Raw genomic sequence first — 11,097 nt, forward strand, 5'->3', positions numbered from 1 at the left:
GCCAACGCGCTTCCGGGCTTCTTCCCCCTTGCCAAGACTCCGGTGAAGGTCGAAGACGATGTCGCTGCGACGATGGTCGGATGGCGGCAGGCCTGCAAGTCGACGATCCGCAATTCGTATCAGATACTATCGCGCGGTACGCCGAATCTCGAAAACGAGCTCTGGAACGTGTCCGCGCAGGTGGTCAACGGCAAGCTGACGCCCGAGGCTGCCGGCAAGCAACTCCAGGACGGCCTCGACAAGTGGTACAAGCCCACCAAGTAATGCAGAGGTCCCTCTCTCCGCTTTCGCGGGGAGAGGGACTGTCCTTGGTCGATAGTTGCTGCACGCTTCGCCAAGAGATGGCACGAGCCGCAAGCGGACAGCGACGATAACGCACGGTAGGTGCTCTCTTCCCGTCATGCCTGAACCGGTCTCCAACATCACCGTCCAGTTGCCTCGCGCAAAACGCGCAGGCCTTCTGCTGTTCTTTCTCGGGCCTGCGGTAGCGATCTATTCCCTGTTTTCGATCTATCCGCTCGTCGCGACAATGGCGCTCTCCACCTACACGAGCGATCCGTCCGGAGCCCGATCATTCGTCGGCCTCGCCAATTTCGAAACGCTGCTCGGCGATGCGCTTTGGTCGAAGCCATTCTGGAATGCCCTCAGAAACAATCTGATATTCTTCGCCGTGCACATGTGCGTGCAGAATCCGATCGGTATTGCGCTCGCGGGATTGCTCAGCCTGCCGGGCGTTAGGCTCAAGGGCTTCTATCGAACCGTGATGTTTCTCCCGACGATGCTGTCGGTTGTCATTGTCGGTTTCTCCTGGAACCTGATCCTTTCGCCGCTCTGGGGCGTAGCGGCTGGCGCTTTGAAGGCCGTCGGATTGGGCTCACTATTTGCTCCCTGGCTGGGGCTCGAATCGAGCGCGCTCGTCACCCTATCCCTCATTTCTGTCTGGCAATTCGTCGGCATCCCGTTGATGTTGATCTACGCCGCGCTGCTCAACATCCCCGAAGAGTTGATCGACGCGGCACGCGTCGACGGGCTCGGACAGTTCCGCATCTTCTTCCACATCAAGCTTCCGCTCGTCCTCCCGACGATCAGCCTGGTCTCGGTCTTGACCTTCGTCGCCAACTTCAACGCTTTCGATCTGATCTACTCGGTCAAGGGCGCGCTTGCGGGGCCGAATTTCACCACCGACATCCTCGGTACGTTTTTCTACCGCACTTTCTTCGGCAATCAGCTCCAGCTCGGCAATCCGACGATGGGGGCCGCGGTCGCGACCGTGATGTTCTTCATCATCCTGCTCGGTCTCTGCCTCTATCTCTTCCTCGTGCAGCGGCGCATCCGCCGTTACGCTTTCTGAGGGGGGAGGCATGACGACGGACCAACGCGCAAGGAGCATCAGTGTCCATCTCGTCCTGATTGCCTACAGCCTTCTGGCGGTAGGTCCAATCCTGCTCGTCGTGATGAATTCGTTCAAGGTGCGCAGTGCCATCTTCGGGAGTCCGCTCGCGCTGCCGGACGCATCAACCTTCAGCCTGGTCGGTTACGAGAAGGTCTTTCGCTCCTCACATATCCTCACTTACTATTCGAATTCGCTGATCGTGACCCTCGTTAGCATGGCGCTCGTCCTGCTGTTCGGGGCGATGGCGGCTTGGGCGCTTACAGAGTACCGCTTCCGCGGTTCGACGGCGCTGGCGCTGTTTCTGTCGATCGGCATCATGGTGCCGATCCGGCTTGGCTCCGTCGCAATCCTGAACATGATGCGGTCCGCTGGCCTTAACGACACGCTGACTGCCTTGATTCTGGTCTATGTCGCGCAGGGCCTGCCGATGTCGATCTTCATATTGAGCGAATTTATCCAGCAGATTCCCAAGGATTTGCGCGATGCCGCGCGCTGCGACGGTGTCCCGGAAACGCGCATCTTCTTCGAGGTGGTCGCCCCGCTACTGCGACCGGCGATCGCAACGGTCGCCGTCTTCACCATCGTGCCGATCTGGAACGACCTCTGGTTTCCATTGATCCTGACCTCGAGCGATTCGACCCACACGGTGACGCTCGGCGTGCAGCAGTTTCTCGGGCAGTACATCACCGACTGGAATTCCGTGCTCGCCGCACTGTCGATGGCGATCCTGCCGGTCGTCGTAATCTACGTCATCCTTTCGCGCCAACTCATCGCGGGCCTCACCTCCGGCGCAGTCAAATAGGTTGTCAGAATGGCCAATCTGCGCATCGAGCAGCTCAACAAGCGTTATGGCGCGACGACGGTGCTCAACAACGTCAACCTGAGCATCGAGGACGGCGAATTCGTCGTTCTCGTTGGCCCTTCGGGCTGTGGCAAGTCGACGCTGTTGCGGATGATTGCCGGGCTCGATGGTGCATCGGGTGGGGATATCCATATCGCCGGCAAGCTTGTCAATGCGCTCGCGCCTGCCGAACGTGGCATCGCGATGGTGTTCCAATCCTACGCACTCTATCCGCACATGAATGTGCGCAAGAACATGACGTTCGGATTGAAGTTCACTGGCGTACCGCCAACCGAGCGCGAACGGCGCGTCGCCGAAGCGGCTCGCATGCTGCGGCTTGAGGAGCTGCTCGAGCGCTATCCGCGCGATCTCTCCGGCGGTCAGCGCCAGCGTGTTGCGATCGGCCGTGCGATCGTGCGCGAGCCCGCTGTTTTCCTGTTCGACGAGCCGCTCTCCAATCTCGACGCAGCCTTGCGTGTCTCGACACGCGTTGAAATCGCGAATTTGCACAGGTTGCTGAAATCAACGATCGTCTATGTCACGCACGATCAGGTCGAGGCGATGACACTTGCTGACCGCATCGTCGTGATGAACAAGGGCCGCATCGAGCAGGTCGGCAAACCACTCGACCTCTACTATGAACCCGCCAATCTGTTCGTTGCCGGCTTCATCGGATCGCCTGCGATGAATTTCTTCGAGGCAGAGGTCGAAGGCATCGAGGGCGGACGTGCGCGCGTGGCCGGCACCGCGTTTCGCAACCTCGACATTCCGGCGGGATCGCTGAAGGTCGGCGACGCGCTGACGGTCGGCGTCCGTCCGGAGCATCTTGTCCGGGGCGAGGCCGGTTTCTTCGCCGCCGAAGGCGTCGTCGAGCTGGTCGAACGGCTTGGCGAGGCCTCCTTTGCCTATCTGCGCCGCGTCGACGGCAGGATGTTCGTTGCGGAGGTCCGGGGCCGCCAGACGCCGGCGCCGGGCGAGGCGGCGACACTCGTTGCCGCGAGTCCCGATGTCCACGTCTTCGACGCCTCTGGCCTGCGTGTTGCCACATAAACCCGTTAAGGGAGGCGATGTGATGCCGACTGCAAGCAGGTGTGAGGGTGCGATCGTTCAGTCATGACAAATGTCGTACGCTATCTGACCCATCCTCAGGTGAAGATCGATCCGTCGGTTCCCGTTCGCTGTTGGGGCCTGAGTGAGGTCGGCAGAGCGCGTACGGAAACCGTGACGGCGACGGGACTGCTGTCAGGTACCACGCAGGTCATCTCCAGCGGAGAGCGAAAGGCGATCGAGACCGCTGAGATCATTGCAGCAAAGCTGGGAGTCGACGTGGAGGTGTGCGAAGCGATGCACGAGAACGACCGATCGGCCACAGGCTTCCTCGTCCCCGACGAGTTCGAGGCGACGGCCAATCAGTTCTTCGCGCAACCCCACATCAGCATTCGTGGCTGGGAACGAGCGCTTGACGCCCAGCTGCGCATCGCCCGCGAGGTCGAGCATGTGCTGGCCCGCAACACGCCGGGCGACGTGCTCTTTGTCGGCCACGGCGGCGTTGGTACTCTCTTATACTGCCATTACTCCGGTTTGGGGATTGATCGTGCCCATGACCAGCCCGCTGGCGGCGGTAGCTTCTTCGCGTTCACCTCGCATGAACGCCGCGTGCTGCATGGCTGGCGCCGCCTCGAATCGCTGTGATTTCCCCTTCCAATTCATGCATATTTGGCCCTAGAAGAGCCGGCCAGCGGAAGCCTCGTCAAACCGGCTTCTCAATCGGTCCAATTTCATGTGGAATCGATCGGATGCAAAATATCTCAGTAGAATGAATGAGCGACACCGCCCTCAAACTCGACCGCTCGAGAACAATACGCGCAAGTCCGCGCCCGGATCTCCAAGGCTGATATCGCCAATCTCAAGGAGTATCATAAGGCGCTGGTCGCGGCAGAACGCGGCAGTCGCCGGCGCGAGGCCGTGCAAGCGAACTGGCAATTCCACTACACGCTCTATAAAGCCGCCAACGCGCCCGAGCTGCTCGAGACGATTTGGCTTCGCAACGGACCTCTGCTCAATATGTTGTATCCGCATGCGACGCCGACCTATCCCGGACGGCATCAGCATCTCAGCGTGCTCGACGGTTACTGCGAGGAATCGCCGGGCCGTGAAACAGTCCATCAAGGCCGATCTGATGGAGGGAGGCGCCAGATTGCCGCAGTTGCTTCAGGATATCGAAGCCGGTGCGACGCCCTCGAGGCGGGATGYCGCTATGACGTAGCCGGAAATGTAGGGTATTACGGAGCCACGGAAGCGTTGGGCTGGTCTGGACAAAGCTCCTCCAGTGAATATGGCCGCCGCGATCTCTCCAAGGATAGCGCCAAGTGTGCAAACCTCGTGCGCACCCGTATGAGGCTTCCGAGGAGGCAGAGACGAAACTGCTTCAATCTCGACCGTGGCCCGCTTGGTGGAAAGGAGAGCAGCGCTTGGTCTACAGCGCGGACTCAGGCTGTGGCGAGGAGCCGTATGCGCCCCAGATTGACTGGTCGTAGTTCACCATGGACCCCGTCATCAGACCTGACTCATCCGTCGACAGAAATGCAACGGCGCGCGCAACTTCATGGGGGTCAATGAGACGGCCAAATGGTTGGGCGGCCGACGCCTGCTTCAGCCAGTCCGAGCTTGCACCATGGTGCTCGATCTGAGTCCGGTCCTCGCCTTCGGTGGCCATCCATCCGATGTTCAGCCCGTTGACGCGGATACGATTACGCATGACGGCATAGGCCGTATTTTCCGTAAGCGTTGCCAGGGCGCCTTTGGACGAACAATAGGCAGCGATGAACGGTTGGCCGGCTTTGGCCGACATCGAACCAATATTGACGATGTTGCCCGCGATCTTTTCACGGCGCATGATCTTGATCGTTTCCTGCATCAGGAAAAACGGACCGCGAACGTTGACATTGAATATCTTGTTAAACAATTCAGGCGACGTATCGAGGATCGTGCCGCGATCCGTCACTCCAGCAGCATTCACCAGCACGTCGACCCGGCCGAATTCGACGTCGGCTTTCGCGATGACGGCCCGGCAGTCTTCGACCTTGCTCAAATCGGCGGCGACAAACACGACCTTCGTGCCGGTTGCATCCTGAATTTCTCGGGCTTTTGCCTGTCCTTTTGTCGCAGAACGGCCGCAGGTTACAATGCCGGATGCGCCGCGATCGGCAAACAACCGCGCGATTGCCGCGCCGAGCCCTTGGGTACCACCGGTAACAACCGCAACTTTTCCAGTCAGTCCACTCATGACGATTGTCCTTCGATTTTTGTAACCGGCATTGGCAATCAGAGAACGAGGCGACGATGAGTTACGGGAGTAAGCCGCACCATGTCGGGAGTCGGATGGCGAGAGCGCGGATGAACCGAAATCGCTTGCGGTAGTCCGGTTGAAGCGGCCCGCTCGATGGCGAGGAGTGCGCGCATGTCCGCCAAACCCTCGTCGCCATCCGCTTCCGGCGGCGTTCTTGACTTGATGCAGTCCGAGAAATACGCGACCTGCGCGCCAAAATGATCGATTTGCGGAAACTGGGTCTCGGTCATCTTTCCGTCACGGCGCAGCCGCAGCCGTGTCGCAGCCTCGAATCTGAAGCCGGGATCGAGTTCCAGGTCGCCCGACGTTCCCACGACCCGGTAATTGTCGACGGCCGCTGCCCCGAAGCTGGCGACGAACTGAGCGAGGCCGCCCGAGGGAAATCGCAACGTTGCAGCCACCGAGGCGTCCACCTCGCCAAAGCGCGGATCGTCGACCGGCCGGTGCGCCGTCGCTATGGCTTCGATCGGCTCTTCTCCAAAGATGTGACGGGCGGCGTTGATGCAATAGACGCCGACGTCCTGAAGCGGCCCACCCCAGGCCGTTGCTTRCAACCGATGATTCCCCGGCGACGTCTGGAAGCTGAACAGCGACTGAAAGAACAGCGGCCGTCCGATTGTGTTAGCGCGAATGTGTTCGAGGACGGCGATGGTTCCAGGTTCGTTGTGCAGCCGGTATGCCGTCATCAGAAATACGTTGGCGCTGCGCGCAGCGGCGATCATAGCGAGGCCTTCGTCTGCGCTGACGGCGAGTGGCTTCTCGACCATGACGTGCTTGCCGGCACGCGCCGCCCGAATGGCGAAATCAGCATGCATGTGGTTCGGCAAGGCGATGTAAACCGCGTCGATTCCGGGGTCGTCCAGCAGGGCGTCGTAGCCGTCATAGCCGACAACCGTGCCAATGCCGTAAAATTCAGCTAGTCGTGCCGCCTTCGCGTGGTCGCCGGTCACGATGGCGGCAACCCGCGAATTTCCGGACTGAACCACGCCGGGCAGAAACGCTTGCTGCGAGATCCAGCCGGCGCCGACGACGGCATAGTTGATCATCAATTCTCTCCCGAGTTTCGCCGATGCAACGCCTGAAAAGGGGATGAAACGTTCCGCCTGTGGTTCGGCTTATGGGTTCAGTCGTACAACGACGGACGTGACGGGTATTTGAACGTCGTCGCACGGTCCTCGGTTAGACCTGCTGCGATCTGCTCGGCGATGGCCGAGGCCATGTAGCCGTCCCAGGCGCTTGCCCCGACCGGAGTTCCTGTCGTCACCGCGCTGATCCAGTCCGTCAACTGCCTGCGATAGGCGTCGGCAAAGCGCGGAATCCAATTGCCGGGATAGGAGACTCCGCCAATGCGGTCCTTGTTGCGCATCGTGAGCGAAGGCAGCGCTAGCGCGACTGTTCCTTGCCGGCCTACCAGTTCGGCATGGACATGATAGCCGTAGGCGGCGTTGATATAGACTTCAGTCGACACGATCTCGTCGCGGTCGGTCCGCATCGTGATCATCAGCGGTTCGCCGCCGGGCCCGCTGGCGACATGAGCCGAGACCATTTCCGATCCGGTTAGCCATCGGCTGATGTCGATCTCATGCACGAATGAATTCGTCACCGCCATCGGCCCGGTAAACCACTCCGGCGCACTAACGTTTCGGTGGACGTTGTGCAGCAAGACGGTTGCCCCCACACCGCCGTCGTCCTTTATCCGCTTCATCTCCTGATAGCCGGGATCGAACCGGCGCATATAGCCGACCTGGATCAGCCTGCGCTTCAACGCAACTTCCGCCTGAACCACGCGCAGGGCTTCCGCCGCCGAGGAAGCCAGCGGTTTTTCGCACAGCACGGGCTTTCCGATTTCGAGGCAGGCCAGGGCCAGCTCCCCATGGGTCGCGTCCGGCGTAGCAATGATGACAGCTCCAATGCGATCTGACGCAATCAGGGATCGAGGGTCAGGAAAGACAGTGGCGCCCGCCGCGGCCGCTTTCGCGCGGGTGGCGTCGGCATCGAAGACCCCCGCCAGATGCGCGCCGGGGACCTCGCGACTCACAAGGCGCGCATGTTCTGAACCCATCACGCCCGTTCCAATGACACCCACGCCAACGCCCATTTCTTAGCTCCTCTAGGCTTCTCCGACCAAACGCCTTTCGGACGCGTTCGATCCGTTCGCAGTGGCCTTTCTGGGTAATCGCCGCGCCGAGTCACCGGTGTACCGCCGGGGATCACGCACTCCTTCTGATCCCGCGGTTCATTGCACGACCTCATAGCCAGCCAACGCCATCACGCGCACCAGCTCCGCGTGTCCCTTCTTTGCCATTGCAAGCGGTGGATTGATTTTTGGATCCTGCTCTGCCTCGACGACGAACCAGCCCTCATAGCCATAGGAGGCCAGCCGTCCGACGATGGAGGCGAAGTCGAGCGAGCCGTCGCCAGGCACCGTGAAGGCGCCCTTTACGACCGCATCGAGAAAGCTCTCTCTGGTGCGGTCAAGCTCGTCGATCACATCCAAGCGCACATCCTTGGTGTGAACATGCGTGATGCGCTTGTGGTGCTTGTCGATGACGCGCATGACGTCGCCGCCTGCAAAAGCCATGTGGCCTGCATCAAAAAGCAGCGGGATGCCTTCGCCCGAGTGTTTCATGAACATGTCGAGTTCCGGCTCGGTCTCGATCACGGCCGCCATATGGTGGTGATAGGATAGCGGCATGCCCTGTTCGGCGCACCATTCGCCGAACGTCGTCATCTTGCGGGCATAGATCTTGATTTCGTCCTCTGAAAGCTTGGGCTTCGTTGCCAGAGGCTTCGAACGGTCGCCCTGAACGGTGCGTGCGCATTCGCCGTAAACGATGCAGGGCGCGTTGACGGCTTTGAACAGGGCCATTTGCTGGGCAATGCGTTGCTTTTCCTCCTCCAAATCACCGTCAAGCAACAGGCCGGAGAACCAGCCGCCGCAGACGCTCATTTTGTGGGTTTTCAGGATCGGGCCGAGCACTGCTGCATCCATCGGAAAACGGCGCCCGGTCTCCATACCAGTGAAGCCGGCCACGCCCGCTTGACGCAAACATTCTTCGAGCGATACGTCGTCGCTCAGTTCCTCAAGGTCGTCATTCCACCATGCGATCGGTGCGATGCCCAATTTCGCCTTCATAAGAATCTCCGAGGAATGTCGCTGCCTATGCGCATGCAACGGTGTTAAACGCCGACACGCTGTTTCCTTCTGCCCTCGAGTTGGTCTTTTGAGGCTTCGAGAACACTCTTGCGAGCGCTGACTTGCGGCACGCCGACATCCCACCAGGCATCGCCAGGTGTCCAGGTGAAAGCGTCGGAGACGATGGTCAAGACCGTGGTACGGTCGGTGCTCATGGCCCAGTCCATCGCCGCACCGAGATCTGCGAGGCTTTCGACCTTTCGTGCGAGCGCCCCCATGGATTCGGCGTGCTTGGCAAAGTCCACGGAGAACGGTTGCGTGACGCGGCAATCCTTGATCAGGTTGTTGAAGCTCGCGCCGCCCTTGCCGTTCTGCAGGCGATTGATCACGGCATAACCGCCGTTGTCGCAAACGATCACGATGATCTTGTGGCCGCTGAGGACGGTTGAATAGATATCCGAATTCATCATCATATAGGTGCCGTCACCCACCATGACGATCGGAACGCGGGTTGGGTCAGCCATGGCCGCCCCCCATCCGGCGGCAATTTCATAGCCCATACAGGAGAAGCCGAACTCGCAGTCGAAAGTATTGGGCTGTTTGACGCGCCAGTTCTTCATGACTTCGCCGGGCAGGCCCCCGGCGGCGGCAATGAGATAGTCGCGCTCGCCGGCATGCGAACTGACGACACCAACCACCTGCGCATAGGTCGGAACGGGTTCGTTGGTGGGCTTTTGGTAGGAATCGAGCGCGGCGTTCCATTTGGCGAACTCGGATTCGCCGTGATTTGTCCATTTGGCGTCTGACTTCCATCCTTTGAGGGAGGCTGCCAGTTCGGCAAGGGTTTCGCGCGCGTCGCCGATGACCGCGAGGGCCTGGTGCTTGGTTGCGTCGAAGCGCGCGGCGTTGATCGAGATGAATTTCGCGTCCGGCGCGAAGCACGTCCATGATCCCGTGGTAAAATCCATCAAGCGGGTGCCGATAGCCAGAATGACATCGGCCTCAGCCGCCAGAGCATTGGCCGAGGTTGAGCCGACGATGCCAATCGGACCGACATGAGCTGGGTGATGGTGCGTGAACGCACCTTTGCCCGCGATGGTTTCGGTAACCGGAATGCCGTGCTCCGTTGCAAATGCGCCGAGAACGTCTTCGGCGCCGGAGTAGCGTACGCCTCCGCCTGAAATGATCAGCGGTCGCTTGGCGCTTTTGAGAATTTCGAGCGCCTGAGCCAGACGATCCTTGTCGGCGCGCGGACGCGGAATGGCATGGACGGTCGGTTTGAAAAAGGCTTCCGGATAGTCCCAGGCCATCTCCTGTACGTCCTGCGGCAGCGCGATGAAAGCTGGGCCGCAATCCGCCGGATCGAGCAGGACAGCGACAGCCTGCGGCAGCGACGAGATGATCTGTTCCGGGTGGGTAATGCGATCCCAATAGCGCGTCACGGCACGGAAGGCGTCATTGACGTTGGTCGAAGGGTCACCGAAGTGCTCGACCTGTTGCATGACCGGATCGGGGCGGCGATTGACGAATGTATCACCGGAGAGCAGCAAGACCGGCAGGCGGTTGGAATGGGCAACACCGGCGGCAGTCACCATGTTCAGTGCGCCGGGACCGATAGAGGAGGTGGCCACCATGATCTGGCGGCGGCGCTTGGCCTTGGCAAAGCCTATGGCAGCCAGCGCCATCGACTGCTCATTCTGACCACGCCAGGTCGGTAGGGTGTCTTTTACGGCTTCCAAGGCTTCCGACAGGCAGGTGACGTTGCCATGACCAAAAATGGCAAAGACGCCGGGAAACAGCATCTCCTTTCTGCCATCAATGATCGTAAACTGATTGCACAGATGGCGAACCAAGGCCTGCGCCATGGTGCAGCGAACCGTCGGCATGCGCGTTCCTCCCGAAATTCTCGATCACCTTCGATGGTGCATATTCGGTTTCAGCAATATTTATTGTTATTTCGTACTTTTAGCAAGATAAATTGCCAAAAGTCGGATCGCTCAATATCATCGCTTGGATGAACGCCTTTGCTGTCGTGTTTGCGCGACAGTTCGGTTGCGCGCCATTTCGGTCACCGTCGGAATTCGTGGCGTCGAGTCCTGGCCCGGCTGAAGCAGGGCAGCTGTAGCCATCGCAATGCACTGGACCAAGCACATCGGTGCCGCGAGCGACCTGGAGAACAGATATTCGTCCTCCGGAATCGTGAAGAGTGTCCGCGCGTCCTTCGCAAGCGGCGATAATTGGCTGTCCGTAATGGCTATGATGTACGTTCCGTTGGTTACGGCCACCTCGGATATGACGACGACTTCTTTTGCATAATGTCGAAATGCGATCGCGATCAGGACGTCGCGGTCGGTCATGGTCGTCGCCATCTCTTGCGC

The 11,097-nt window shown here is 60.0% G+C and carries 10 protein-coding genes and 2 pseudogenes; 6 read left to right on the plus strand and 6 right to left on the minus strand.

Annotation, left to right across the window (positions count from 1 at the left end):
* The 6 genes and pseudogenes from AC1D00_RS10575 to AC1D00_RS10600 form a co-directional block, all read left to right on the plus strand.
* Positions 1 to 264 (plus strand): annotated as a pseudogene (locus AC1D00_RS10575) (sugar ABC transporter substrate-binding protein); the annotation flags it as partial.
* A gap of 136 nt (positions 265 to 400) precedes the next feature.
* Positions 401 to 1,351, plus strand: coding sequence for a carbohydrate ABC transporter permease (locus tag AC1D00_RS10580; protein ID WP_477010639.1), 951 nt, complete (start codon positions 401 to 403; stop codon positions 1,349 to 1,351).
* Between the two features lie 10 nt (positions 1,352 to 1,361).
* The gene (locus AC1D00_RS10585) at positions 1,362 to 2,195 is read left to right on the plus strand and encodes a carbohydrate ABC transporter permease (RefSeq protein WP_477010634.1); all 834 of its coding nucleotides are present in this window, start codon (positions 1,362 to 1,364) and stop codon (positions 2,193 to 2,195) included.
* A 9-nt stretch (positions 2,196 to 2,204) separates the two neighbouring features.
* The gene (locus AC1D00_RS10590) at positions 2,205 to 3,284 is read left to right on the plus strand and encodes an ABC transporter ATP-binding protein (RefSeq protein ID WP_404555084.1); all 1,080 of its coding nucleotides are present in this window, start codon (positions 2,205 to 2,207) and stop codon (positions 3,282 to 3,284) included.
* Between the two features lie 63 nt (positions 3,285 to 3,347).
* Positions 3,348 to 3,926 (plus strand): histidine phosphatase family protein, encoded by a 579-nt coding sequence (locus tag AC1D00_RS10595; protein ID WP_025576756.1) that lies wholly within the window; start codon positions 3,348 to 3,350, stop codon positions 3,924 to 3,926.
* 234 nt (positions 3,927 to 4,160) lie between these two features.
* Positions 4,161 to 4,226: pseudogene (locus tag AC1D00_RS10600) on the plus strand (hypothetical protein); the annotation flags it as partial.
* 484 nt (positions 4,227 to 4,710) lie between these two features.
* Here the strand turns inward: AC1D00_RS10600 and AC1D00_RS10605 are convergent.
* The 6 genes from AC1D00_RS10605 to AC1D00_RS10630 all read right to left on the minus strand — a co-directional run.
* Positions 4,711 to 5,520, minus strand: coding sequence for an SDR family oxidoreductase (locus tag AC1D00_RS10605; protein WP_477010635.1), 810 nt, complete (start codon positions 5,518 to 5,520; stop codon positions 4,711 to 4,713).
* Between the two features lie 38 nt (positions 5,521 to 5,558).
* Positions 5,559 to 6,629, minus strand: a complete 1,071-nt coding sequence (locus AC1D00_RS10610) for a Gfo/Idh/MocA family protein (protein WP_477010636.1) — start codon at positions 6,627 to 6,629, stop codon at positions 5,559 to 5,561.
* Between the two features lie 77 nt (positions 6,630 to 6,706).
* Complete coding sequence (locus AC1D00_RS10615; RefSeq protein ID WP_025576709.1) at positions 6,707 to 7,681, minus strand: Gfo/Idh/MocA family oxidoreductase; 975 nt, start codon at positions 7,679 to 7,681, stop codon at positions 6,707 to 6,709.
* 138 nt (positions 7,682 to 7,819) lie between these two features.
* The gene (gene iolE, locus AC1D00_RS10620; RefSeq protein ID WP_025576710.1) at positions 7,820 to 8,719 is read right to left on the minus strand and encodes a myo-inosose-2 dehydratase; all 900 of its coding nucleotides are present in this window, start codon (positions 8,717 to 8,719) and stop codon (positions 7,820 to 7,822) included.
* A 44-nt stretch (positions 8,720 to 8,763) separates the two neighbouring features.
* Complete coding sequence (gene iolD / locus AC1D00_RS10625) at positions 8,764 to 10,605, minus strand: 3D-(3,5/4)-trihydroxycyclohexane-1,2-dione acylhydrolase (decyclizing) (RefSeq protein ID WP_477010637.1); 1,842 nt, start codon at positions 10,603 to 10,605, stop codon at positions 8,764 to 8,766.
* 117 nt (positions 10,606 to 10,722) lie between these two features.
* On the minus strand, positions 10,723 to 11,097 hold a 375-nt coding region (locus AC1D00_RS10630; RefSeq protein ID WP_477010638.1), incomplete at its 5' end, for a MurR/RpiR family transcriptional regulator.

The organism is Bradyrhizobium sp. P2_E8 (assembly GCF_056403875.1).

Coding starts and splice junctions, on each gene's coding strand:
- AC1D00_RS10580 (WP_477010639.1), top strand. CDS start 401: ATGCCTGAACCGGTCTCCAACATCACCGTCCAGTTGCCTCGCGCAAAA.
- AC1D00_RS10585 (WP_477010634.1), top strand. CDS start 1,362: ATGACGACGGACCAACGCGCAAGGAGCATCAGTGTCCATCTCGTCCTG.
- AC1D00_RS10590 (WP_404555084.1), top strand. CDS start 2,205: ATGGCCAATCTGCGCATCGAGCAGCTCAACAAGCGTTATGGCGCGACG.
- AC1D00_RS10595 (WP_025576756.1), top strand. CDS start 3,348: ATGACAAATGTCGTACGCTATCTGACCCATCCTCAGGTGAAGATCGAT.
- AC1D00_RS10605 (WP_477010635.1), bottom strand. CDS start 5,520: ATGAGTGGACTGACTGGAAAAGTTGCGGTTGTTACCGGTGGTACCCAA.
- AC1D00_RS10615 (WP_025576709.1), bottom strand. CDS start 7,681: ATGGGCGTTGGCGTGGGTGTCATTGGAACGGGCGTGATGGGTTCAGAA.
- iolE (WP_025576710.1), bottom strand. CDS start 8,719: ATGAAGGCGAAATTGGGCATCGCACCGATCGCATGGTGGAATGACGAC.
- iolD (WP_477010637.1), bottom strand. CDS start 10,605: ATGCCGACGGTTCGCTGCACCATGGCGCAGGCCTTGGTTCGCCATCTG.